We start from the raw sequence: 24,192 nt of genomic DNA, 5'->3' as shown, positions 1-24,192 counted from the left end.
AATTCCCCTCTAAAAAATTTTTTCGAAAAATTGTAGCATTTCGGAGGAGCGGGAATTTACCATTTGATATGCATAAATACCGAAATAAACGAGACCGATAATACCTGCCACGAATCCTGCAATCGTTACATACTTCTCTATTTTATTTTTCCATTTTATAGCCAACGCCCCATACCACCTTTAAATAACGTGGATTTTTCGGATCCGCTTCAATTTTTTCTCGTATTTTTCGAATGTGGACAGCTACAATATTTTCTGCATTATAAGCTTCCTCATTCCAAACACGTTCATAAATTTCTCGAATCGAAAAAACACGTCCTGCATTTTTCATTAGTAATTCAGTAATTTTATATTCAATTGGTGTTAAACGAACAGGTTCGCCTTCCAATACTACTTCCTTAGCATCTTCATCGAGCACTAAGCCATCAATTTCTACCTTTGTCGCGCCATCATTGTACGTCCCAAGTTGTACATAACGACGCAATTGTGATTTCACTCGCGCCAATAGCTCTAATGGATGAAATGGTTTCGTAACATAATCATCTGCTCCAACGGATAAGCCATGAATCTTGTCACCATCTTCAGCTTTCGCACTCAGCATAATAATAGGAATGTTGCGCTCTGCTCTAATTTTAAACGTCGCCGTAATACCATCCATATTGGGCATCATAATATCTAAAATAATTAAATGTACTTCATTATTTTCTAGCTTTTCGAGTGCTTCTACACCATCAGCCGCCTTAATAACATGATAACCTTCATTTTTTAAGTAAATTTCAATACCATCACGAATATCTTGATCATCGTCTGTTACAAGAACTGTTAGCTTCGTCATGATATACACCTCGCTCTCAATTAATAGTCTACATGTAAAATCTTAAAAACCAACAAGGATAAAAATGAAGAATTTCTTAAGCTTTTACCATTTTCCATACATACTATTTTTTTCTCCCTGCAAATGTAAGAACTACAATGCCTCCAAGTAGCATTACAACACCAAGCCATGAGGTTACACTTAAATGTTCACCAACTAGCACTACCCCTAACATTGCCGCAGTTAAAGGCTCTGCAAGTGACAAAGTTACAGCGGATGAAGAGCTAATTTTTTGTAAACCACTTAAAAACAATAAATACGCTATGCTTGTACACATAACGCCCATAAAAAGCATTGTCCATAAGTTTTGAAAATCCGCTAGCCAGCTAAATCCACTGCCAATTGAAAACGGAAGCAATAGAAGTGCACAGATTGAAAATGTCATAGCCACTGCAGGTAATGCGTCCTGCTGTGCCATTAATTTTTTACTCATATTTGTATATACAGCAAAGGATATTCCTGCACAAATAGCTAGCCCTACACCACCCATATGAATTGTTCCATCTCCATTATTGATGAACAATAGAATACACCCTGTAATTGTCATAACCGTTGCGATGCCCCATACTTTTGTTGGGCGCGTTTTCCATAATATCCACTCTAATATGCCTGAAAACATAGGGGCACTACCAATTGTTACGACCGTTCCAATTGCTACGCCTGTTAGACGGATAGATGTGAAAAAAAGACCTTGGAATAATGCAATACTTGCTGCCGCCAATATTGTCCATTTCCACGACCATGTTCGAAAAGTAATTTTACGTAATAACACTACTACAACTAATAATAATCCTCCACCAATTGCTGAGCGAATAGTTGCTATGGCAAATGACGATACACCATTATCTAAAAAAGTTTGTGCTGTCCCTGTCATTCCCCATAATATAGCTGCTAGAAGTACAAAAAAATATGGATAGACCATTGCTGATTCCCTCCTAACCTAAAACACTATCACTACCTACTATACATATTTATCCAAAATCAAACAATTACCAATTTACTTCCTCGATGAACAATCCATCATTATGTTTTCTATAAAAGAGGAGGTATAATAATAACATTAGAAGGAGCGACCGATTATGTATAAAACTATTGAAGAAACAGCCTTGGATCTTGGCATGCCTGAGGAACAAATTCTACGACTTGTTTACGAAGGGCGTATCCGTTCCATTTATGATGGGGATCAAATATTGATTAATAGTGGCCAATTTAGTACCTATTTTGAACAGCTAGAACGGATAAAAGAAGAAATAGAAATTTGGCGGAACACACCTATTCCTGAAGATATTGATGTGAAGGACGAAGACTAAACATTAAAAGTGTCAGGCACCCAAACAATTTTGAATTGTTTGAGTGCCTGACACCTACTCAACTAAATGCTCACGACAAATCCAGCACGTTTACCAATAATCTCAGCATAGTCTTCAACCATTACACTTGCCGTTGGATACATTCCTGCACCTGGACCAACTAATGTTAATGTACCAATATAATTTGTTTCAAGTGCAACCGCATTATTTACGTCATCAACTGGATAAAGTGGATGCTCTTTATCTACTAATTGTGGACCAACCTTTGCTACCACTTTACCATTTGTAAGTTTCTCCACTTCCGCTACGTGGCGATAACGTAATCCCTTTTCACAAGCATCCTTTACTTGTTGTGCTGTGATGCAATCAATACCAATTACTTCTACATCCGCCCAATCGGGTTGTTCACCAAATGCTAATGCACTTAAAATCATTAACTTTTTAAAAGCATCTTGACCAGATACATCATTATATGGGTCAGCTTCTGCGTAGCCTAAGTTTTGCGCCTCTTTTAAAGCTTGCTCAAAGGACCAGCCTTGTGCGCGCATTTTTGTTAAAATATAATTTGATGTTCCATTCAAAACACCTTGAATACGGCTCACATCATTTACAAGCAAAATATTTTTCATCGTTTTAATAACAGGTACACCGCCTGCCGTTGTTGCTTCAAAGCCCACGAATACACCATTTGACTTTGCAAGCTCTTGTAACTCTAAGCCACGTTTTGCAAACATCACTTTGTTTGCTGTAATCACATGACACTTATGTTCAACAGCACGCTTTAAATAACTAAACGCTGGTTCTTCATTAACAATTGCTTCAAATACAACTTGCATGCCAGGCTCCGCTAAAACCTCATCCATACTTGTTGTTAATAAATGAGCAGTACCTGGAACACGTTCACGACTCGTATCTGTTACTAATATTTTGGCTACTTCCAATTCAATGCCTAATTTCCGTTTTAGTTCTTCACGCTTTTCATTCAATATATGATAGATACCTTGACCTACTGTTCCAAATCCTAAGATCGCTGCCTTTATAGTTGCCATACCTGTTATTCCCTCCAACGTACATTTCTCCAGTTTTATATATATATATAAAGTCTGTGCCTACAAGCACATATTCAAATAATTCAAAATTTAACTTAAAGAAAATTGTAACGCAAATAAATACATTGCACAAGAAAAATCTTTCTAGGAAGGACAATTGTTTTCCCTAGGCGTGCAAAAGAAATCGGTTTCATTGCCTTTATTATACGTTTTTTTAATAAAAATATAATTTTTGAACAAATGTTGACTATAATATGAAATGCCTTTCTTCTATTATATATGTACGAAGATACCCTTTATAGAATAAGCTATTTTTGAAAAGTAGTAATTAATTCAACAAGTAAACTGCACAATAAAAAACTCATTCCCTATAGCAGTAGAGAATGAGCTAAAAAATATAAGGGAAAGTTAACTTGCTTGTAAGAATAATCGATAACGATATTGAGCTAAAGCTAATCGCACTAGCTTTACTTCTTCTTGTGTAAAGTTCGGTATCGCATATGTGCGTTCAATTAATTGAAACGATCCGTATTTTAAATAATATTCTGTCGCTGGTAGTGCGATATGGCTTGTACCGTAACCTTCATACTCTTCAAAAACTTCTTTGACTATATAGCCTTCTTCTTTAGCATATACAATTTCTTTAAAAGCACTATGTCCAAAAGTTTGTTGCCATTTTGTTTCAACTGTCGAAAGTATGTTTTGAATGGATTTGTTGTTCACAAAATGATGACTATCATTTAATTCATAAATAATATAAGCTGTTACATTTTGTGCACGATAAACATTTCCCATTTTCAACACTCCTTATCGATCAGTTTTTTAAGTGAGAGTAGCTACTGGCTATGTAGCTACCCTCTTTATATATATTCAAAAGTGGGGGAGCACTTATGAAAACAAATTGATTGTTCTACCACCTAAACATTAACGGCATTTCGAATTACGTAACATCGACACTTTTTAATTTTTGTTCTAGGTTGGTAGCCATTCGAACATGTAACTTAATCCCTAGTATATAACATGGTTTTAATTAAGTCAATAATACTTATAAAAATACTAGGTATTAAATATAGGAAATTTCAGATAACTTACCGAATGAGGTAACGATTGATGTAGCAACGTTATACGCATTACCAAATGAGGCATTTCGAATGAGAAAATACGTTAACGCTACGACAGGAATCTAGTTTTATTAAATTAAGTTATGCTTCTACTTTTTGTGTAGCTGCTGTTACTTGTGCAATTGCTTGCTCTAGGTCTGCGATAATATCCTCAACTGCCTCTAAACCGATTGATAAGCGAATGAGCGACTCGGATACGCCAGTTTGGATCAATTCCTCAGCAGATAGTTGCTGATGTGTTGTTGATGCTGGGTGAATAATTAATGATTTTGCATCTCCAACATTTGCTACGTGTGAGAATAATTTTACGCTGTCTATTAGCTGACGCCCTGCTTCTCGTCCACCTTTTATGCCAAATGTAAGCACTGAACCGAAGCCATTTTTCAAGTATTTTTTTGCTAAATCATGCGAAGCAAAATCCTCTAATCCATTATAATTCACATGTTCCACAGATGGGTGGTTACGTAAATATTCAGCAACTGCTAATGCATTTTCATTATGTTTAGGAATACGCAAATGAAGCGTTTCTAAACCTTGTAGTAAGTTAAAGGCAGCATCCGCACTTAATGTTGGACCAAAATCTCGTAATAATTGCACGCGCAGTTTTGTGGCAAATGCAGCCGCTGCTGTATCAATACCATATCGTAATCCATGATAAGAAGTGTCTGGCTCTGTAAATCTAGGGAATCTTCCTTGTGTCCAATCAAATTTCCCCGCATCTACAACTACGCCACCTAAAGTTGTTCCATGTCCACCAATCCATTTTGTCGCGGAGTGAACAACGATATCTGCACCAAAGTCAATTGGCGTTGCGCCGTATGGTGAGGCAAATGTGCTATCGATAATTAAAGGCAGACCATTTTCATGCGCAATATTTGCTACTGCTTCTACATCTAAAACCTTTAAGCTAGGATTGCCGTAAATTTCAGCGAACACCGCTTTTGTGTTTTCATTGATCGCAGATCGGAAGTTCTCAGGATTTGTTTCATCTACAAAAATTGTTTTAATACCGTAGTTTGGTAGTGTATTTGCTAATAAGTTATATGTTCCTCCGTATAAAGAGCTTGCTGCTACAATTTCATCCCCTGCTCCTGCAAGATTTAAAATTGAAAATGCGATAGCTGCTGCACCTGATGAAAGTGCTACTGCTGCTGTCCCGCCTTCCAATAATGCGATGCGTTTTTCAAAAACATCTACAGTTGGGTTTGTAATACGTGTGTAAATATTGCCCGCTTCTTCTAATGCAAAAAGACGTTGCGCATGAGCAGTGTCTTTAAATACGAAAGCTGTTGAACGATACACTGGTACAGTTCGGGAGCCTGTTACTGGGTCAGGCTCTTGACCACCGTGTAATAGTAATGTTTCTGGTTTGAAATTCGACATATTTTCTTCCTCCTTAATGGTTTTACGATGGTACCGGAGATGAGGAGGATTTATGTGTAGAAAACAAAAACCCTCTTCAGTTAAGAAGAGGGTTGCGGTTGCAAGTTTTCCTCCCCTTATCTGCCAGATCCAAGTAAGAATCTGTAGGAATTAGCACCTTAGTAAGTTCGTCACTCACTGGTTGCCGGGCATCGTAGGGCCTATTCCCTCCGCCGCTCTTGATAAGAGTAGAGTATGTGATTCAATTTCCATCGTTGTTACACAGTATAAACATAGACTTTTTTTCTGTCAACAGTAAAATTTATTTTTTTCTGAAACTTCTGTCTGCTAATTTACGTAATAAGAGCACATACACTATATAAAGAATATAAAATGAAAGGAGCATTTTTTATGGAAAAAGCCATGGTATTTTTTATTATTATAATAATTGGTTATTTCATTGGCTGTATTCACGGCTCTAAAGTGGCACAATTTCTATCAGGTGTAGATTTAAAAAAGACTGGTCATGGCAATGCAGGTGCTTCAAATGCAACGCTGTCTCTTGGCTGGAAATACGGCATATTAGTGGCCCTAATTGATATTGGTAAAGGCGTTGGTGCTATTCTCTGTGCTATTTACTACTTATCTTCTAATGCATCACAATTCACTGAAGTACAAATGTGGCTCTTAATCTATACAATGGCTGCTAGTGTTATTTTAGGGCATAACTTCCCTTTCCATATGGGCTTCAAAGGTGGCAAAGGAACTGCCTCCATTATCGGAATTTTACTTGCCGTCGATTGGAAAATTGCATTATGTGCACTTATCTTATTTGTGATTTTATCTTTAGCAACAAACTATTTAATTGTCGGTGTGTTAGAATTTTATATTGTATTTTGTACAGCTACCTATTTATGGATACCTGGCATCGGCCCAACGATCATTTCCATTCTCCTTTTATGCATAGCGTTCATCTTGCATATCGAAAATATTAAAAGACTATTCAACGGAACGGAACCGAAAGTAACATCTGCCTTTAAAAAAGCAGCATAAAGCAAGTGATTGAGCCTAAGCGATAACTGCTACGTTAGCACAAAACGTAGGCGTAACTGGCGGTGAAACAGCGAGGTAGCGGCTTATGATATCGTAGGGAAAACAATCGCATAGCAAAAAAGTGTTAGATTGATGGCAGTCAATCTAACACTTTTTTAAAATATATTATTTAGCAAATGATGCATCTAGCATTGTACCATTCTTTGCTAAATTCACATGCCAAGAAAGTGCTTTTTCTAAATCATGCGGTGTATGGTGACCACCTGTTGCTTCATTAGCGTCATTAAAGTACGCCCATAATTGCTCTTTATAATCAGGATGCGCACAGTTTTCAATGATTAGGCCAACACGCTCTTTAGGTGCTAAACCTCGTAAGTCTGCAACACCTTGCTCTGTTACAATAATATCTACATCATGTTCTGTATGATCTACATGTGAAACCATAGGAACGATACTAGAAATTTTCCCGCCTTTTGCATACGATTTTGTTACGAAAATACCTAATCGTGCATTACGAGCAAAATCACCAGAGCCTCCAATACCATTCATCATCTTTGTACCAGAAACATGAGTCGAATTCACATTACCGTAAATATCCAATTCAAGCGCTGTATTTACAGATATTAAGCCGAGTCGACGGATAATTTCTGGGTGATTAGAAATTTCCTGTGGTCGTAATACTAATTTATCTGCATATTTTTCAAAATTCCCGTAAACCTGGTTTCCTACTTTCTCAGATAGGGTAATAGAAGTAGCAGATGCAAAGCTTACTTTTCCAGCATCCATTAATTCAAACACTGCATCCTGTAGTACTTCCGAATAAACTTCTAAATTTTCAAACTCGGAATCTTTGAAACCCAATAAAACAGCATTCGCCACTGAACCTACACCTGATTGTAGTGGACGTAAACTTGTTGTTAAACGACCTACTTTTATTTCTTCTCTTAAGAAATTCAGTAGATGATTTGCCATAATATCGGTTTCTTCATCAGCAGGAACAATCATTGATGGCGCATCTAAAATATCTGAAATAACAATACCTTTAACTTTATCTAAATTTAGTGGAATCCCTATTGTACCAAGACGATCTGACACATTTAGCATTGGAATAGGATCACGTTTTCCTTGTGGTCCAGGTACAAAAATATCATGCACACCTTCTAATGCATCCAGCTGTGCTACGTTCAGCTCGATGATAATTTGATCTGCTTCTTGTACGAAAATCGGAGAGTTACCAACTGAAGTTGTAGGAATTAATAAGCCATCTTCTGTAATAGCAGCAGCTTCAATAATAGCAAAGTCTATAGGACCAATGATGCCCTGACGTACTAATTCAGCATTGTGTGATAGGTGGGCATCAACATACGTCACTTCTCCACTATTAATCATGTTTCGAATGCCTGCGTCTCCTTGGAAAGGTCCACGCTTGCGAATAACACCCGCTTCTGCTAAGTATTGGTCAACTTCTGGTCCAAGTGATGCACCTGTATATACATCCACCTTGAAACTTTCTGTTTTTGCTTTCTCAACAAGTGCAAGCGGTACCACTTTTACGTCACCTGCACGTGTAAATCCACTCATGCCAAGTACCATGCCATCCTTAATCCAAGATGCTGCTTCTTCTGCTGTTACAACTTTGTTTCGTAATTGTTCATTACGAAGCTTTTTTGCTAACTTTTCATCCATTCCTTATTCCTCCATCCCACATATATTTACTTCAACTCGATTATTTTCCTTTACATCGATACACCCAACCAATGTAAAAAAACAGGAGATAAATAACCTGTCGTCATACATAATTTTACACTATTCAGAACATTTAAGCTATATCTAACAAAATATTTTACTTAACGAGCGTATTTATAATTTGTCTTAATTATTTGAAAATAGTTTTATTTTAATAGTTACTCCATATTGGATTTGATTCGATTTTAGTCAAAAATCATGATATGCTCTTGGTATATATAATTGGGAAAAGGGGACTTTTTAGATGGTTAAAGAATTATTACGTAACCACTCTTCGGTTCGTATTTATGATGGAAATCCTATATCTAAGGAAATCGTTGAAGATTTAATTGCTACTGCCCAGATGGCAGCAACTTCTCACTTTGTACAAGCATATAGCGTAATTTGGGTTACAGACGAGGAGAAAAAAGAAAAACTAGGTTTACTTTCAGGAAATCCACGTCAATACGAAACCTCTGGTGGTGCTTTTGTATTTTGTGTAGACTTTAAACGACTACAAATGGCTGGCAAATTAGAGGGCGTTGATATCGTTGCAGATTCGGCTGAAAACGTTCTAGTAGGTGTCGCAGATGTCGCATTATTTGCGCAAAATTTTGTTATTGCAGCTGAATCTATGGGATATGGTATTTGTTATATAGGCGGTGTACGTAATAAGCCAGAAGAAATAAGTGAATTATTTAATCTACCTGATTATGTCTTCCCATTGTTCGGTTTAACAATTGGCGTTCCAGCTCGACGCAATGAGGTGAAGCCTCGTTTACCAGTTGCTGCTATACTCCATGAAAATGGATATGATACAGCAAAATATGAGGAACTGTTACCTGCTTACAATGAAACTATGGAAGCATATTACAATAGTCGCTCCTCAAATCGTAAAATTGACAATTGGACAAAGCAAATGGCTGATTTTTTAGTAGAACAGCGTCGTCCACACATCAATAGCTTCTTAGCACAAAAAGGATTTAATTGGAAATAGCATTACTAAAGTGGGGTTACTATCGTCTGATAATAACTCCACTTTTTTCATAATTTCGCCCTTTTTTTATTGCCAATCTAGTATATTTGTCTTGATGGGTATGTTAATTTTAGGTATAAATTAAACGAAAAGACTCTTCCCTTTTCCAACATTTCCATTAATACTATTAGAAGGACCCTATCTCGAAAGGAGTTATGTAAAATGTCCTTTGTTAATAAGCATCTTGCCCGTACCCTAGAACAACAACATAAGAGGAGCGTAAGAGGTTTATTTTTAAAAATTCAAGACTTAAATAATGAGTGCTTACTTTTAAGAAAGCGACTTGAACAACATATCGATCTCACTCACTACAAAGATGCCGTTGCATATGTCGATCAATTTGTTTCCTATACATCCATTTTAAATTTAAAATTTGTGACAAATACTCAAAACTTAGAAGTGGTTGTACTGCATGCACTTTTATTGGAGCATATTATAGCAAATGAAAAAGCTCATTCTTTGGAGTATGAAAGTAATTTGTTACAAGGCTATATTCAAGAGATTTTCGCTTTAAACGATCACGCCGCAACACTCTTTTCCAATCATAAAGAAAAGCTGCTACGCTACATTGAGAATCAAACTATATAAAAAAGACGATCAAGACAACAAAATTCATTGTGCTGATCGTCTTTTGTTTATTGAATACCTTTAATCATTAAAGAGCGCACTGGTAAAAATTGCTCTCCTGTATCGCCATAAGTTATTACTACTTCGTCACCTTCTTGTAAATAAATTGCAAGGGGTTCCGTTTCTGCACTTACTAAATAGTTCTCACCATTACTCAGTAAAAACGATACGATAGTAAAGTCACCAAGTCGTTCTTTATAAACGCGTAGTACTGTTCCACTTGCATTTTTCTCTTCTGCATTAGAACTACCATCAACCGTACTTCCACCGCGGCTAAGTGCAGTTTTATATAATTTCAACGCTTCTTTCGGTGTAGTTGCATAGGCTGAAATTTCAGGATTTGCTGCAGACACGATGAAATAATTTTGTAAGAAGCCATTCGCATCCAGCACTGCAGTTAACCAACTTGCCTCACCATAAAAGTTATACAATACAGGCATTTCTCCTGCCCACTTTTTCTCTATAAATTTCTTTTCAATAATTTGCAAATTCCCTTGTGAATCCATATAAGATTCATTCTGATTTCCTGTATAATATGTCGCTTCCCCAGTTCGAGCATTCGTTAATGAGTATCCGAGCATTGAATCGACGCCCTCTTTTGGACTTGTGAAGTCAGTGAAATAATACATATCGCCTGCCTCATCAAATATCGGGCTGACATTGGACTCAGTGCCTTCGTCTGAAGGTAGCTTAACATCCTTCTTACCAAACATACTGTTCCAGTAACCATGAACGTATTTTCCATAATAGCTATTTTGTAAACTTACTGTCTCAGGTGAAACAGCACCATCTATAAATGCAGGAACATCATCCAATTTTACAAGCTCAGATTTACCTGTCAATGCATCTACAAGTACAATGCCCTGTACATCAAAGCCATTTCGTGCAGATATAAATTCCCCATAAGAACGGATATAGTATGGTTTACCCTCATCATCAATTTCTAGCTGAACATCTCCATAGAAAATAAGGAATGGATGTTGCAAGCGTATATGACGCTCTAAATTAGCATTTAAATAAGCAGAAGGAACATATTTCATTTCCTGTGGGACAAATTTAGGATTATCAGCTGAGTCCGTGGCACTCATTGTAAAATAACCTGGTGTTGTCTTACCGTTCATCCATTTAAAGAAACCTGAAAATTCAACTGGTGCGATATAAACGTACTCACCATTCACCTTTTGAATTTGTAATCGTCCTAGCTCATAATAACTTGTATTTGGAACTTGCCCAAATGCTTTTTTCATTTTATTTCGGACAAATTTAGGCGGGACACTCGCTGGTGTTTGCGTCTCATCAAACGGCTTAATCTCCACCTCTTCTTTCATTTCCGCTGATTTGAATTTATCATTTGCGTTCCACAGTGGAGCGGACAATACATAAACCCCTACAACTAAGCTCGCTAAAAACAAAACACCTTTAATCTTTCTCTCAATACCACTTGCAAGAAATGCTCCACCTAAAGTTAGTAGTATAATTACTGGCCAGAAGACAAGCCAGTTCACGTCAATTTTTGTAACATATAGCGTAATACCCGACGCTATAAATCCTATAACAAAGACACCAATAAAAAAGTAACCGACTACTTTTTTCGATTCCCCATCTTCACGCTTCTTCGTTATTAGCGGTGTTAATAGTACACTCGCAATTAATGCAATGACTGCAGAAGCTATTAATAACTTCGTCATATCGTTCACCCTCTCCTCACTTACTGTCTACTTATTTACGGTTACATATTAAAAAAGTTTCAAACATAAATTGAAGTTGAACGGACTCCCTCCCTCTTAATAGCAGAACATTACAAGGTATAAAGAGCTTTTGCTGGAAAAAGGAAATTTAAACAACGATAAAGAATTGTAATGTAAAGGAGCTGAAAAATTTGGCTAGAAAAATTTTGTTAACGTTTACCGTACTTTTTGGTCTTTATTACATTTTTTTCTTTTCTCATATTGACCAAAGTTTGAAACTACTATTCAAAGTTATCCCTATGATTTTGATTATAGTAATGGCTGCAACCCAGAAAACAAAATCTATAAAAAAATATCAACTATTAATAGTTATTGGGCTAATATTTTGTATGGTAGGTGACTACACATTACAATGGTTTCTTATTGGTCTTACAAGCTTCTTAATTGGCCATATTTTTTATATTTTTGCCTTTTCAAGTACTAATGAACAACCTGTGCCAACTTGGGCAAAGGTTGTATTACTTCTATATGGAGTAGCGATGGCAAGCTGGATTGCCACTACAGTCTTTAAGTCTGGTGAAACAGTTCTTACTTTTGCAGTGTTAGCGTATATTTCAATTATTTTAACAATGGGCTGGACTGCCATTCGAACTGGTTCCGCTTTCGCTATTATCGGTGCAATATTATTTATCGCATCAGATTCCTATTTAGCGATAAATAAATTTGTTTTGCCCTTACCTTTTTCACATGAGGTTATTATGATGACATATTATAGTGCTCAAATACTTATTGCATTGAGTATCCTTCAATATTCCGAAATCCGAAGTAAAGTGGTACAATGAAAGTGCCTGGCACTCAAACAATTCTGAATTGTTTGAGTGCCAGACACCTACAAAGGAGGCCATATATTCTATGAAAGAACAAGTAATCGAGCGATTAATTCGCTACGCAAAAATCGATACACAATCAGACTTCACAAGTGAAACAACTCCTTCCACTCAAAAGCAATTTGACTTATTGCATGTATTGAAGGATGAGCTTGCCGCAATTGGCTTAACAGACATTACATTAGATGACAATGGCTATTTATTTGCAACACTTGAAGCGAATACAGATAAAGAAGTACCAACAATCGGCTTTTTAGCGCATGTGGATACAGCAACAGACTACACTGGTAAAAATGTACAACCACAACGAATTGACAATTACGATGGCGGTGACATTCAATTAAACGAGAATTTAATCATGTCTCCCTCTGAATTCCCTGAGCTAAAAAACTACATTGGGCAAACGTTAATTACAACAGATGGTACGACACTTTTAGGTGCGGACGATAAAGCGGGCATTGCTGAAATTATGACTGCTATGGAATACTTAATAAATAATCCTTCAATTAAGCACGGGAAATTACGTGTAGCGTTCACTCCTGATGAGGAAATTGGTCGTGGACCTCATAAATTTGATGTTGCTGCATTCGGAGCTGATTACGCCTATACAATGGATGGCGGACCACTAGGCGAGCTACAATACGAAAGCTTTAATGCTGCGGGTGTTAAAGTGATAACAAAAGGAACAAGCGTACACCCAGGCTCAGCAAAAAATAAAATGGTCAACTCTATCACGATGGCTATTGCCTTCCAAAATGAAATGCCTACAGATGCAGTACCTGAAAAAACAGAAGGCTATGAAGGATTTATCCATTTAATGGGCTTTAAAGGCGCTATTGAACATACAGAGCTTTCTTATATTGTACGTGACCATGATCGTCATAAATTTGAAGCGAAAAAGCAATTAATGCGTGATGCTGCTGCCAAAATACAAGCTCAGTTTGGGAAGGATGCACTGACAATTTCTATTGAGGACCAATACTATAACATGGGTGAAAAAATTGAACCTGTAAAAGAAATTGTTGACATTGCACGTCAAGCAATGGAAAAATTAGATATTACACCGAATACATTACCGATTCGTGGTGGTACTGATGGCTCTCAACTTTCCTATATGGGCTTACCAACGCCAAATATTTTTGCAGGTGGCGAGAACATGCATGGTAAATACGAATATGTATCTGCCGAAACAATGGAAAAAGCTACTCAAGTTATTATTGAAATCGTGCAATTATTTGAACAACAAGGCAAATAAGTCATTTTTACATTCGAGCGATAAGAAACAATTGAAAGCGAGGACTCTTTAAAAAGTCTTCAAGATACTAAAATCCGCTTCGCTCCCGATGGGTAAGGTACGACTAGTAAAGCAACTAGGCCCGTGCGTTTACTTTTTATTAGGAGTCAACGCGGATTTTTTCATCATTTATTACACCTCGGCTTACTACGTCCAGATATTTTTAATGTCCGCGCAAAAATATGTGAAGTCTGCTGAAGCAAGTTAAAGATGACTCCTTGTTAATTTCTCGATAATAATAACTGAATTTTCAAATTACATAAAAGTTAGGATGATGAATTTTGAAAGAAATTGCATTAGGCATTTTAGCTTCACTATTTTTTGCAGTGACATTTATTTTAAATCACTCGATGGAAATGCAAGGAGGCAGTTGGCTCTGGAGTGCATCACTTCGTTACTTTTTCATGTTGCCCTTTTTACTAGCTATCGTCTTTTATCGTAAAGGCTTTTCGCAACTAACAAATGAAATGAAAAGTAGACCTGTAGCATGGCTACTGTGGAGCTTCGTTGGCTTCGTGCTATTTTATGCACCAATTACCTTTGCAGCTGCGTTCGGTCCAGGGTGGCTCGTTTCTGGAACATGGCAATTTACAATTGTTGCGGGTGTTCTACTCGCCCCCTTCTTTATCACAGTAATTGCTGGAAAAACAGTACGACAAAAAATCCCGTTAATATCTTTACTTATTTCCTGTGTTATTTTAGTAGGAATTTTATTAATTCAAGTACCACAAGCACAATCTGTTCCAACAAAAAATCTTTTGTTAGGCATTTTACCTGTCGTTGTTGCTGCATTTGCTTACCCTCTCGGTAATCGTAAAATGATGGAAGTATGCGGAGGACGTGTGGATACATTTCAGCGAGTGCTTGGCATGACAGTTGCTTCAATGCCTGCATGGATTGTAATGGCCATTTACGCCATTTTAACAGTTGGACTGCCTTCATTAAGCCAAGTGCTTCAATCGCTACTAGTTGGGATTAGCTCTGGCGTTATTGCAACGATTCTATTTTTTATTGCCACTGATCGTGTTCGTGAACATCAAGGCAAATTAGCCGCTGTTGAAGCGACACAATCGACTGAAATACTATTTGTCATTATTGGAGAGGCGTTACTACTCGGAATTGCGTTTCCAGAGCCTATTGCGCTCGCTGGACTTGGTATTATTATTGTTGGCATGTTGCTGCACAGCTACTATACGATGGTGCTTGGAAAGAAAAGTGTTTCCCAACAATCTACCCCTTCTGAGCAGTCAACCTAACATAGGCTAATCAACTTTTACACATAAAAATGACGGCTCATTCCGTTATGAATAAGCCGTCTAGAGATTTTACGTTCCCAAAAAATGAGGGGGGTTTTAGGAGCGCTTTATGAACTAGCAAACTTCTGGAGAAAAGTAGCTAAAGTTCATCCTCTCTACACTTGTTTTGCAGAGAAGGAATAATCTTTACAATGATAATGATAATCATTATCAGTTAAATTGTCAACTACTATCTTAAAACTTTTTTTAATGATTACATGGCTTTCTTAAGTGAACGTCGATATTGCCATTGCTTTAGCTGAAAATGCAAAAAGCAACCAATACAAAACCCTGCAATTGCAACTGATGAAGCAATCGCTACCATCGTTGTAAAGACATAGCCTACTGCTTGCCAATTAAACATAAAAGCGACAAGACCACCAGCTAAACATATGCTTGCAATACTTGAATTAAACTTTTGCTGCTGTGCGTCCTCTGGGATATACGCAGCAGGTGCTTTTTTCAAAAATAGCTTTCCAAAACGAATGATGGGATTAAAATTACACAAAACACCGAGTAAATTTGCACTTAAAGGAATCGCTAATATCCATTCAACCCCTGTTACCCACGTCAGTATAACACTTAATAATATCGTCCACTGATTGAGTCGTACGAGCGGTCTTGGAATTGCAGTTGGCAATGCCATATAAAAACCTACCTTTCAGATATGTTTAATGTATTTTACTATACTGCATACCATTTGTGAAGTAAAAATGAATAACTTATAATTGAGGTTAATGATTGAAAAGAAAAGGTGATGACAATGCCCGCTTTAACGATGGATCAAGTCAGACAACTGAATTCCTACAGTATTTATACAACGGAGCCAAAACGAACGTTATTTACATTGGCTGATATACATAAAGACTTTTACCATCCTGATTTTTTAAATCTAATGATGGGCATTACAGATGCTGCAACAGAAACAGCAGCTATTTCCCATTTTGCACGTCGCTATGGGATGTTTTTCGCTATGCAGCTTTATATGCTTGCTGCCTACGATGAAGTATGGGATGGAAAACCAATTGAAATTCGCTTTGATGCAGCTAAAGAATTCAATAGCTTTACTGTCGCAATGTTCGTTAATCCTAACGATTGGCGTTATGTGGATGAAGAAGAGCGACAAGCTGTTATTGAAAAAATTTTATATGACGGGCATGTTATCGTTCAGCAACTGCGTAAAGTAACATCAATTTCACCATTAACAATTTGGGAAAATTTCTTTGGCTACCTTCTTTGGCATTACCATATACTGTTGTCTAATCCAGGCTTGGCTGATCAGGCAATGGAGGATATCGAGATTTTAGAAAACCCAAAAACATGGGCTCGCTTTTCACAAAAATCGTGGTGGGCAGAATATACTGGCGGTCAGAGCCCTACTAATTTAGTGAATGTGCCTGTCCGTAAATCATGTTGCTTTTCAAAGGATATTCCCGGCCTACTTGCATGCGGCTTTTGTCCACTAAAGAAATAACAAAAAGCCTTACTTCTCACATTCATGTGAAAAAGTAAGGCTTACTTTTTAAGTTAACATTCGGTTTATCTTTCAAAGACTACGAACCAATCATTTTGCTCTTCATACATGGCCGTTCCCGTATAGCCCTCTTTTAAAAGTTGTTGCTGTAAGGTTGTATCGCGCATTAAAACAGCTTTTTTTTCAGTATATACTGGCTGCTCTTGTTGTAAATTTTTATAAAAAATATAACGCAATTTATCAACATACTTAATCTTCAAGCCCTTAATTACTAGTCCCTGAGAAAATTTATCCTTTAAGCTTGGTATATTAAACGGTTTAACCGTAGAGCAAACATAGTCATAGCTATCTACATCAATTTCATTCATCACAATTGTTGCTAACGTTTTTTGTAGTCCGTAGCCCCGATAGTGTGGCGAAACATTGGATATCTCTTGATATAGCACGCGATGGAATTGGTCCTCCGCAATACCGCAATCATATCCAAGGTGCTCGTTATCAATAGGTGGATTCAGTAATGCACGAAAACCAATCAACGCTTTATCAACGTATGCCCCAATCATTAAACCATTTCCCTGTAAGATGAATTCAAATTCTTCTGTAGTTAATGGCTGTAAAATACTTTGGTCGGGCAATGCTGCATATACCTCTTGCTGTAATGTTTCTATCGCTAGTAAATGCTGCATCTGTAATTTCGTAACATAAAAAGGCGTTTCTCCGAGTATTCCTTCATAAATTCTTTCCATGTCGAAGCCCCCTTAAGCTGTTACCGTTGTTGAAAATTTACATAGTTCCTTTAGGATTTCTTCATCTACATCTACACCTAAGCCTGGTTTTTCTGTTAAGCAAATGAACGGAACATCATAGTATAAATTGCCGATGTCCTTCGAGAATTTAAGTGGACCTGTTAACTCGACACTTGTCATAATTTTTTTAGAAAATGCTACATGGAAACCAGCGGCAGAACCAACAGAAGACTCAACCATTGAACCAATTTGACATTCAATACCTGCCATTTCTGCCATTACAGCTAATTTCATAGCAGGGTAAATTCCACCGCATTTCATTAACTTAATATTCACTTTGTCTGCAGCGCGCTTCAGAATGATTTCACGCATTTCACGTACTCCACGAAGTCCCTCATCAATCATTAATGGTACATCTGATTTTGATTTAATTTCGACCATTCCATCAATATCTTCACTATCAACAGGCTGTTCTAACCAATCGATATTTAAATCCTTTAATGCACGTAAACCTTGTAAAGTTGTAGAAGCATTTCCCCATCCTTGGTTTACATCAACACGTATCGCAATATCCTCACCTACGCGCTCACGCACTGCTTTTATGCGCGCAACATCACGTCTAACTTCAGTGCCCACCTTCATCTTAAATGATTGGTAGCCCATTTCCACGCGTTTCGCTGCTTCATTTGCCATTTCTTCAGGTGTTCCGATACTCAATACATGGGTAATTGGGAATTTCTCATGATAGCGACCGCCAAGTAGCTGATATACAGGTACCTGTAATGATTTACCAGCTATATCAAAGCATGCAATATCAATTGCGGCTTTGGCAGCTGGTACATCCTTTACGATATGATTCATTTTATCGTGAAGCTTTTCAAAAGCCATTGGATTTTCTCCGATAATGGCAGGTACAAGTTGGTTTTTTAATAGTGCATACGTGCTTTCCCATGACTCGCCTGTAACATGTTCATCGGGTACTGCTTCTCCATATCCTACAATGCCAGTATCAGTTGTGATTTTCAAAATAATAGAAGGCATTGTATCATATGTAGCATAGCTAATAATAAAAGGATCAATAAGCGGTAATTGAATCGCAAAAATTTCGACTTGTTGGATTTTCATTTTTATCATACTCCTATATAATTTATAGTTGTCGTTAATACGTCGCTAATTATTTAAAAAATAATAGAAAAGGACAGATGCCTTTGTCTACTAAAATAGCAATTATATGTTCGAAAGCTTTTCAGAATCGTATACTTAGTATCGCACAAAACATAGAGAATATTCAATTAGAATTTTATCTTTATAACCAGCCTTCTGATGCACCGTCTTTGTTAAAACAAATTAAGCCATGTGATGCGCTATTATTTGGTGGAACATTGCCGTATTTACATGCGCAAACATCTTTAGCGTCATTTCCGATTCCCTGGAATTATTTAAAGCAGGATGAAATGACAATTTCTACGACTTTATTATCACTGATAGCGAACCAAGCAATTCCTTTACAAAGATTATCTATCGATGTCATGCACCCTATATTTGTCGATAATGTTCTAACGGAGATAGAATATACTGGTATAAAACCATATGTTCATTCTATTTCAATTACAGAAACAGCTGATGATGTTTTGCAAAAGCATATCGCCCTATGGGAGACCAAACAAATTGATTATATTATTACAAGCATTCACAAAGTATTTGATGAATTGCAGCTACGAAAAATTCCTGCTATGCGGATGCTCGATGCAACGAGTTCTATTATTCAATGTCTAGAAGAAACGAAAGCACAATCAATTCTTACTAAATCCGAATATGCAAAGGCAGCCGTTGGATTTTTAGATATTCCTGAAACTAGTCCTTGCGAAGATATTTTACAGCAAATAACTACAACGACACATTCAACCTATAAGCAAATTAGCTCTAACTATTTTGAGCTTTATACAACAGCGGGTCATTTACAAAACGCACTCGAAAAGGAAAATTTACAGCAACTTATACAACATATAGATGTGCCCTTTAGGCTTGCTTTTGGCTATGGACATTCAATATTTGAGGCAGCCGAAAATGCTACACACGCATTAAAGTTTGCCAAACCTTATGAAATTTATATATTGGATGAACATAAAAATTTATCTGGCCCATTTCCGAAATCAGAAAGCAAACTTTCTTTAAAAACAAAGGATCCTTTTGTTTTACAAATGGCTAAACAGACAAGCTTAAGCCCATTAAACATATCTAAAATTATGCAATTTAGTATTGAACGACAAGCATCACAATTTACAGCGCAAAATCTCTCAGAATACTTACAAGTTACGCGTCGTACTACGGAACGTATTATTAAAAAATTAGTTGATCATGGCTATGCTAAAGTTGTTGGCGAAGAAATGACCCACCAACAAGGTCGACCCCGTACAATTTATGAATTGGACTTTGCAACCTACTAATAAATAATGACAAGCCCCCACATAGCGCTCTACACTGGCAAGCGAAGAACTCTATCCGACCGCATCAAACATGCGCCGAGCGTCTCTTCACTTTTCAATAGCAATCTATGTGATGGGGCTTGTCTTGTTTTAGATGTACAGAGAACTTTTCCTACTTACGTAAGAATCCTTTGTGTTAGTCTGCCACAACCATATTATTCATCTCTTGTTCTTGCGCTTCCTTTTTCCGTTGCTTTGCTTCTTCAATCTCTTCTGGTGTCATTTTTATTATGGCAAAACCGATGTAACCATAAATGATTGAAATAATTGGCACAGCAAAGTTAAGAATTGCATAAGGTGCGTATTCCATAGCGCTTACACCCAATGTCGCTAATATAAATACACCACAAGTGTTCCAAGGGAAGAATACGGATGTTAATGTTCCTCCGTCCTCTAGAGCACGCGATAAATTTTTTGAATGCAAGCCTCGTTTTTGATAAACGTCAGCAAACATTCGAGAAGGTACAACAATTGATATGTACTGCTCAGAACATGTTGCATTTGTCGTAATACATGCAGCAATTGTTGATGCGATAAGGCTACCTGTAGATTTAGCAAACCTAACAACAACATCCATAAGCGCCTTTAACATGCCCGAATATTCTAAAACCCCACCAAATGTCATGGCAACAATTGTCATTGAAACCGTATACATCATTGAATCTAAGCCACCACGATTAAAGAGCTCGTCTACCATTTCATTGCCAGTAGAAATCACAAACCCTTCTTGTAATGCATGGACAGCCATAGTTGGTGTTCCACCTTGTACAAAAATCTGTAATAAGAAACCTGAAATAATACCAATAACTAATGCGGGAATTGCCGGAACCTTTTTTGCCACCATGACAATAACGCCAACTGGGACAAGTAATAGCCATGGAGAAATTACAAAGCTTTTTTCCATAACATCAAGCGTTGTCATAATTTTTTCGGAATCCATTGATACATCAGCGAAACGTCTTCCCATTAAACCAAATGCAACAAGTGTAATGATTAATGCAGGAATTGTCGTATAAAGCATATGTTTTATATGATCAAACAAGTCTGTATTCGTTAGACCTGCTGCTAGATTTGTAGTATCAGATAATGGTGACATTTTATCACCAAAATAAGAACCTGAAATAACTGCTCCTGCAATCATCGGTGCAGGAATACCCATACTTAAACCGATTCCCATACCTGCAACACCGATTGTTGCCATTGTGGACCATGAGCTACCAATCGCTAGCGACACGATTGAACATAATAGCAAAATCGTTACTAAAAACCAGGCTGGAGAAATTAATTTTAATCCGTAGAAAATCATTGTGGCAACAACTCCACCACCAATCCATGCTCCTATTGTCAAACCGACTAAAATGATAATGACAATGGCTGGAAGAGCTAGGCGAATACCTTTATACATCATTTCTTCGATTTCCATCCACTTAAAGCCATGCATTTTGGCAACAATCGCTGCTACAATTGTTCCAACAATTAATGGCACGTGAGGACTCTGCTCTAACACAACTACTGTAACAAGCATTGTAGTAATCATTATTGCGAAAGTTAGAAGTGCCCATTTAGCACTAATTTCCTTTTTCATTGTCCCATCCCCTTTTTTTGCACCCCATTACAATTTGCTATCTCACAGGCGCAAATATATTTTTACGATTTTTAGCTTAATATTCAAAAAATATAAAGTCAACGCAAAAATTTTATGCTTCTATAGCAATTATGACTGTTAAAGGGAAAAAAAACGCTTCCAAATAGCTTTTAAAAACCATTCAAAACGGCGTATCTTTATGCATTTCTTCGAAATAAGGCAACTAAAAAAGGCTCTATCCAAAGTAAATCATTGGATAAAACCTTTTTCAAAATAATTTATTTATGTTCTGGCTTTTTTTCTAATACACACGCAAGTACTTTCGATGCATCGATTAACGCACTTCGTTCAAAAGTCATTTTCGGATGATGTAACCCTGGAACTAAATTTGCACCAATTCCTATCATCGTCGCTTTAAGCTCTGGTTTTTTAACTGTATAAAAATGAAAATCGTCACTACCAGGTGTTGTAATTTCCTCTGCTAAAAATTGCTCGCCAAGTGTTTCTACTATAGCATTTTTAGCCATACGAGCAGCTATAGGAGAAACTTCTGCACCAGGTGTAAAATCGAGCCATTTCCATTTCAGTTCAATGTCAAATTGCTGCTGAACTGATGTCAAACCAGCTTCAATACGGTTTCGAAGCAACTCAAGCTGATCATTATGCTGGGCACGAATATCCATTGCAAAGCTAGCAGTACCTGGGATAATATTCGTGCTACCACCATCTGCAATAATTTTTGTTAATTTTGCAGAATGCGGCTCGAACGGAGACAAATGGATGCTATTTAGCATTAATTGAATAGCCATAATAACATCAATCGCATTTTTCCCTTGGTGTGGTCTTGCACCATGTGCATCAGTGCCATGAATAGTACCATCTAAAAAATACGCTGCACCATGATGAATTGCAGGTGAAACCTTACCTAAAGGGAGCTCTTCAATCGGTCTTAAATGGACACCAAATAAATGTGAAACACCATCTACAGCGCCACGATCAAATGTTGCACAAGCACCATTCCCTACTTCCTCAGCAGGTTGGAAAATAAATCGTACACGATGTTGTAACGGTCTGTCTTTTAGTAACAATAATGCACCTAATACCATTGTAATATTGGCATCATGACCACATGAATGGTTTGCTTGCCATTTACCATCTACCTCTTGCCATAGTGCGTCAATATCTGCACGTACTGCAACAATCTCATCGCCTGTACCAATTTCTGCAATCAGTCCTGGTACATCACCTAACAAACGGTAAGAAACATTTAAATCATCTAATATAGATGCAATTTTCTTAGTTGTTTCATACTCCTTCCAGCTTACTTCTGGATAATTATGAAAATGTTCAAACCATTGATACATTGTTTCTTCTAACATTGCTGCACTCGTCATAACTACACCTCGATATACCTTTTTTCTCCCCCATTATACATGAAAGCTTTTTAGAAAAGTATATATGAAATTAGTACTATATTCATTTAAATATCATATAACTTAATAATATGAAAATGTTTAAATCCTTCTTCCTATTTTATGTAAACTTCTAAAAATTGTGTCTGTACAATTCTTTTCCATGATAAAGGGCTGTGTTAAAAGTCATTATTCCACTTTTAACACAGCCCTTTTAAAAACTGATTTATAAACTTGTAAAAAACCCCTCTGGATATTCTTCATAATGTATTTGCATTGGTTGCTCCTCAATTTTTTGGTCAGCAGTTTGTAGTTCTGACTCTTGATCCATCAAATACGTCTCGAATTTCGAGTTGAAAAGGTGCTCCATTTTGTTACCTCCTTTATTAATAGAATTTTCTGATAAAAGAATTATATACTAGCTTTTTATGAAAAATCAACAAATAATACTTATTATGCATAATTAATATTAATTCCATCTCTTTTTGAGATAATAAATCGTTAAATTTATTGCAACTCCACAAAAAATCATGGCATTTCACTTTTAAAATGTAAAATAGATAGAGGAAAAGGAAAAAGTGTTAGATTGACCGTAATCAATCTAACACTTTTTGCTGCATCGTTAATGTCCGCTACGGCGCGGGCTTTCCGCGGGCACATCGTAAGCCACAACCGTCGCTGTCGCGCCGCCTGTTGCGTCTTACGTTTTGTGCTGTTCCCGCAGGAGTCACTCGCCTCCGCTACCATCATTCACTTCTAATTTTTCACTGCAAAGGTTTTGCCCACTCAGTCTTCATTTTTATTACATTAGCGAAAAAATGCCATCAATCTAACACTTTTTGCTGCATCGTTAATGTCCGCTACGGCGCGGGCTTTCCGCGGGCACATCGTAAGCCTCAACCGTCGCTGTCGCGCCGCCTGTTGCGTCTTACGTTTTGTGCTGTTCCCGCAGGAGTCACTCGCCTCCGCTACCATCATTTACTTCTAATTTTTCACTGCAAAGGTTTTACCTATTCAGGTTTCGTTTTTATTACATAGCGGAACAATGCCGTCAATCTAACACTTTTTGCCGCATCGTTAATGTCCGCTACGGCGCGGGCTTTCCGCGGGCACATCGTAAGCCTCAACCGTCGCTGTCGCGCCGCCTGTTGCGTCTTACGTTTTGTGC

The 24,192-nt window shown here is 37.2% G+C and carries 23 protein-coding genes and 1 riboswitch; of the genes, 9 read left to right on the top strand and 14 right to left on the bottom strand.

Annotated elements, in window-relative coordinates:
• Positions 1-9: 9 nt before the first annotated feature.
• The 3 genes from ACIQ1H_RS14475 to ACIQ1H_RS14465 all read right to left on the bottom strand — a co-directional run bounded on the left by ACIQ1H_RS14475 (position 10) and on the right by ACIQ1H_RS14465 (position 1,796).
• Positions 10-165: a hypothetical protein gene (locus ACIQ1H_RS14475; RefSeq protein ID WP_173478747.1), complete on the bottom strand. Its 156-nt coding sequence runs from the start codon at positions 163-165 to the stop codon at positions 10-12.
• On the bottom strand, positions 143-835 hold the full coding sequence (locus tag ACIQ1H_RS14470; protein ID WP_139859503.1) for a response regulator transcription factor: 693 nt from the start codon (positions 833-835) through the stop codon (positions 143-145). Before ACIQ1H_RS14470 ends, ACIQ1H_RS14475 begins: the two co-directional genes overlap by 23 nt.
• Before the next feature lie 103 nt (positions 836-938).
• Complete coding sequence (locus tag ACIQ1H_RS14465) at positions 939-1,796, bottom strand: DMT family transporter (RefSeq protein WP_402889675.1); 858 nt, start codon at positions 1,794-1,796, stop codon at positions 939-941.
• Positions 1,797-1,953: 157 nt separating this feature from the next.
• On the opposite strand from ACIQ1H_RS14465, the gene ACIQ1H_RS14460 reads away from it, so the two are divergent.
• On the top strand, positions 1,954-2,184 hold the full coding sequence (locus ACIQ1H_RS14460; protein WP_337980032.1) for a MerR family transcriptional regulator: 231 nt from the start codon (positions 1,954-1,956) through the stop codon (positions 2,182-2,184).
• A gap of 62 nt (positions 2,185-2,246) precedes the next feature.
• Here the strand turns inward: ACIQ1H_RS14460 and ACIQ1H_RS14455 are convergent, their stop codons facing one another.
• From ACIQ1H_RS14455 to ACIQ1H_RS14445, 3 genes are all read right to left on the bottom strand, one after another.
• A complete protein-coding gene (locus ACIQ1H_RS14455; RefSeq protein ID WP_173478748.1) occupies positions 2,247-3,233 on the bottom strand; it encodes a homoserine dehydrogenase in 987 nt (328 codons plus the stop codon).
• A 408-nt stretch (positions 3,234-3,641) separates the two neighbouring features.
• Positions 3,642-4,028 carry a hypothetical protein gene (locus ACIQ1H_RS14450; protein ID WP_402889673.1) on the bottom strand — a complete coding sequence of 129 codons (387 nt, stop codon included), beginning with the start codon at positions 4,026-4,028 and terminating at the stop codon, positions 3,642-3,644.
• Between the two features lie 407 nt (positions 4,029-4,435).
• Positions 4,436-5,737: an O-acetylhomoserine aminocarboxypropyltransferase/cysteine synthase family protein gene (locus ACIQ1H_RS14445; protein WP_402889672.1), complete on the bottom strand. Its 1,302-nt coding sequence runs from the start codon at positions 5,735-5,737 to the stop codon at positions 4,436-4,438.
• Positions 5,738-5,850: 113 nt separating this feature from the next.
• Positions 5,851-5,965: riboswitch (SAM riboswitch) on the bottom strand.
• Positions 5,966-6,127: 162 nt separating this feature from the next.
• Here ACIQ1H_RS14445 and ACIQ1H_RS14440 point away from each other — a divergent pair.
• On the top strand, positions 6,128-6,769 hold the full coding sequence (locus ACIQ1H_RS14440) for a glycerol-3-phosphate acyltransferase (RefSeq protein WP_173478751.1): 642 nt from the start codon (positions 6,128-6,130) through the stop codon (positions 6,767-6,769).
• Positions 6,770-6,934: 165 nt separating this feature from the next.
• On the opposite strand, the gene scpC is transcribed toward ACIQ1H_RS14440, so the two are convergent.
• Complete coding sequence (gene scpC, locus ACIQ1H_RS14435) at positions 6,935-8,455, bottom strand: succinyl-CoA:acetate CoA-transferase ScpC (RefSeq protein WP_402889670.1); 1,521 nt, start codon at positions 8,453-8,455, stop codon at positions 6,935-6,937.
• A 304-nt stretch (positions 8,456-8,759) separates the two neighbouring features.
• Between scpC and chrR the strand changes: the two genes are divergently transcribed.
• Positions 8,760-9,491, top strand: a complete 732-nt coding sequence (chrR, locus tag ACIQ1H_RS14430; RefSeq protein ID WP_402889668.1) for a class II chromate reductase ChrR — start codon at positions 8,760-8,762, stop codon at positions 9,489-9,491.
• Positions 9,492-9,692: 201 nt separating this feature from the next.
• Positions 9,693-10,118, top strand: a complete 426-nt coding sequence (locus ACIQ1H_RS14425; RefSeq protein ID WP_402889667.1) for a hypothetical protein — start codon at positions 9,693-9,695, stop codon at positions 10,116-10,118.
• 47 nt (positions 10,119-10,165) lie between these two features.
• On the opposite strand, the gene ACIQ1H_RS14420 is transcribed toward ACIQ1H_RS14425, so the two are convergent.
• The gene (locus ACIQ1H_RS14420) at positions 10,166-11,845 is read right to left on the bottom strand and encodes a hypothetical protein (RefSeq protein ID WP_173478755.1); all 1,680 of its coding nucleotides are present in this window, start codon (positions 11,843-11,845) and stop codon (positions 10,166-10,168) included.
• A gap of 191 nt (positions 11,846-12,036) precedes the next feature.
• Here ACIQ1H_RS14420 and ACIQ1H_RS14415 point away from each other — a divergent pair, with 191 nt between their 5' ends.
• The 3 genes from ACIQ1H_RS14415 to ACIQ1H_RS14405 all read left to right on the top strand — a co-directional run bounded on the left by ACIQ1H_RS14415 (position 12,037) and on the right by ACIQ1H_RS14405 (position 15,282).
• Entirely contained in the window at positions 12,037-12,687 is a 651-nt protein-coding gene (locus ACIQ1H_RS14415; RefSeq protein ID WP_402889665.1) for a lysoplasmalogenase, read from the top strand.
• Positions 12,688-12,757: 70 nt separating this feature from the next.
• Positions 12,758-13,987, top strand: coding sequence for a peptidase T (gene pepT / locus ACIQ1H_RS14410; protein WP_402889663.1), 1,230 nt, complete (start codon positions 12,758-12,760; stop codon positions 13,985-13,987).
• A gap of 320 nt (positions 13,988-14,307) precedes the next feature.
• Entirely contained in the window at positions 14,308-15,282 is a 975-nt protein-coding gene (locus ACIQ1H_RS14405; protein WP_173478758.1) for a DMT family transporter, read from the top strand.
• 253 nt (positions 15,283-15,535) lie between these two features.
• Here ACIQ1H_RS14405 and ACIQ1H_RS14400 read toward each other — a convergent pair whose 3' ends face one another.
• Positions 15,536-15,967: a DUF4395 domain-containing protein gene (locus tag ACIQ1H_RS14400; RefSeq protein ID WP_173478759.1), complete on the bottom strand. Its 432-nt coding sequence runs from the start codon at positions 15,965-15,967 to the stop codon at positions 15,536-15,538.
• 117 nt (positions 15,968-16,084) lie between these two features.
• Between ACIQ1H_RS14400 and ACIQ1H_RS14395 the strand changes: the two genes are divergently transcribed.
• Complete coding sequence (locus tag ACIQ1H_RS14395; RefSeq protein ID WP_402889661.1) at positions 16,085-16,795, top strand: Fe-S oxidoreductase; 711 nt, start codon at positions 16,085-16,087, stop codon at positions 16,793-16,795.
• A 65-nt stretch (positions 16,796-16,860) separates the two neighbouring features.
• On the opposite strand, the gene ACIQ1H_RS14390 is transcribed toward ACIQ1H_RS14395, so the two are convergent.
• Positions 16,861-17,541 carry a GNAT family N-acetyltransferase gene (locus ACIQ1H_RS14390; RefSeq protein ID WP_402889659.1) on the bottom strand — a complete coding sequence of 227 codons (681 nt, stop codon included), beginning with the start codon at positions 17,539-17,541 and terminating at the stop codon, positions 16,861-16,863.
• Positions 17,542-17,553: 12 nt separating this feature from the next.
• Positions 17,554-18,666: a mandelate racemase/muconate lactonizing enzyme family protein gene (locus tag ACIQ1H_RS14385; RefSeq protein WP_402889657.1), complete on the bottom strand. Its 1,113-nt coding sequence runs from the start codon at positions 18,664-18,666 to the stop codon at positions 17,554-17,556.
• Positions 18,667-18,743: 77 nt separating this feature from the next.
• On the opposite strand from ACIQ1H_RS14385, the gene ACIQ1H_RS14380 reads away from it, so the two are divergent.
• On the top strand, positions 18,744-19,988 hold the full coding sequence (locus ACIQ1H_RS14380; protein WP_402889655.1) for a hypothetical protein: 1,245 nt from the start codon (positions 18,744-18,746) through the stop codon (positions 19,986-19,988).
• Between the two features lie 175 nt (positions 19,989-20,163).
• On the opposite strand, the gene nhaC is transcribed toward ACIQ1H_RS14380, so the two are convergent.
• From nhaC to ACIQ1H_RS14365, 3 genes are all read right to left on the bottom strand, one after another.
• Complete coding sequence (gene nhaC, locus ACIQ1H_RS14375) at positions 20,164-21,612, bottom strand: Na+/H+ antiporter NhaC (protein ID WP_402889653.1); 1,449 nt, start codon at positions 21,610-21,612, stop codon at positions 20,164-20,166.
• 278 nt (positions 21,613-21,890) lie between these two features.
• A complete protein-coding gene (locus tag ACIQ1H_RS14370) occupies positions 21,891-23,006 on the bottom strand; it encodes an amidohydrolase (RefSeq protein WP_402889651.1) in 1,116 nt (371 codons plus the stop codon).
• 244 nt (positions 23,007-23,250) lie between these two features.
• Positions 23,251-23,394, bottom strand: a complete 144-nt coding sequence (locus ACIQ1H_RS14365; protein ID WP_173478765.1) for a hypothetical protein — start codon at positions 23,392-23,394, stop codon at positions 23,251-23,253.
• Positions 23,395-24,192 lie beyond the last annotated feature (798 nt).

The sequence above is a fragment of the Lysinibacillus sp. NPDC097279 genome (genome assembly GCF_044761745.1).
GTDB lineage: Bacteria > Bacillota > Bacilli > Bacillales_A > Planococcaceae > Lysinibacillus.
Note: the sequence above shows the minus strand (reverse complement) of the source record. Positions and strands in the feature narration are given on the sequence as shown.

Coding starts and splice junctions, on each gene's coding strand:
- ACIQ1H_RS14470 (WP_139859503.1), bottom strand. CDS start 835: ATGACGAAGCTAACAGTTCTTGTAACAGACGATGATCAAGATATTCGT.
- ACIQ1H_RS14465 (WP_402889675.1), bottom strand. CDS start 1,796: ATGGTCTATCCATATTTTTTTGTACTTCTAGCAGCTATATTATGGGGA.
- ACIQ1H_RS14460 (WP_337980032.1), top strand. CDS start 1,954: ATGTATAAAACTATTGAAGAAACAGCCTTGGATCTTGGCATGCCTGAG.
- ACIQ1H_RS14455 (WP_173478748.1), bottom strand. CDS start 3,233: ATGGCAACTATAAAGGCAGCGATCTTAGGATTTGGAACAGTAGGTCAA.
- ACIQ1H_RS14450 (WP_402889673.1), bottom strand. CDS start 4,028: ATGGGAAATGTTTATCGTGCACAAAATGTAACAGCTTATATTATTTAT.
- ACIQ1H_RS14445 (WP_402889672.1), bottom strand. CDS start 5,737: ATGTCGAATTTCAAACCAGAAACATTACTATTACACGGTGGTCAAGAG.
- ACIQ1H_RS14440 (WP_173478751.1), top strand. CDS start 6,128: ATGGAAAAAGCCATGGTATTTTTTATTATTATAATAATTGGTTATTTC.
- scpC (WP_402889670.1), bottom strand. CDS start 8,455: ATGGATGAAAAGTTAGCAAAAAAGCTTCGTAATGAACAATTACGAAAC.
- chrR (WP_402889668.1), top strand. CDS start 8,760: ATGGTTAAAGAATTATTACGTAACCACTCTTCGGTTCGTATTTATGAT.
- ACIQ1H_RS14425 (WP_402889667.1), top strand. CDS start 9,693: ATGTCCTTTGTTAATAAGCATCTTGCCCGTACCCTAGAACAACAACAT.
- ACIQ1H_RS14420 (WP_173478755.1), bottom strand. CDS start 11,845: ATGACGAAGTTATTAATAGCTTCTGCAGTCATTGCATTAATTGCGAGT.
- pepT (WP_402889663.1), top strand. CDS start 12,758: ATGAAAGAACAAGTAATCGAGCGATTAATTCGCTACGCAAAAATCGAT.
- ACIQ1H_RS14400 (WP_173478759.1), bottom strand. CDS start 15,967: ATGGCATTGCCAACTGCAATTCCAAGACCGCTCGTACGACTCAATCAG.
- ACIQ1H_RS14395 (WP_402889661.1), top strand. CDS start 16,085: ATGCCCGCTTTAACGATGGATCAAGTCAGACAACTGAATTCCTACAGT.
- ACIQ1H_RS14390 (WP_402889659.1), bottom strand. CDS start 17,541: ATGGAAAGAATTTATGAAGGAATACTCGGAGAAACGCCTTTTTATGTT.
- ACIQ1H_RS14385 (WP_402889657.1), bottom strand. CDS start 18,666: ATGAAAATCCAACAAGTCGAAATTTTTGCGATTCAATTACCGCTTATT.
- ACIQ1H_RS14380 (WP_402889655.1), top strand. CDS start 18,744: ATGCCTTTGTCTACTAAAATAGCAATTATATGTTCGAAAGCTTTTCAG.
- nhaC (WP_402889653.1), bottom strand. CDS start 21,612: ATGAAAAAGGAAATTAGTGCTAAATGGGCACTTCTAACTTTCGCAATA.
- ACIQ1H_RS14370 (WP_402889651.1), bottom strand. CDS start 23,006: ATGACGAGTGCAGCAATGTTAGAAGAAACAATGTATCAATGGTTTGAA.
- ACIQ1H_RS14365 (WP_173478765.1), bottom strand. CDS start 23,394: ATGGAGCACCTTTTCAACTCGAAATTCGAGACGTATTTGATGGATCAA.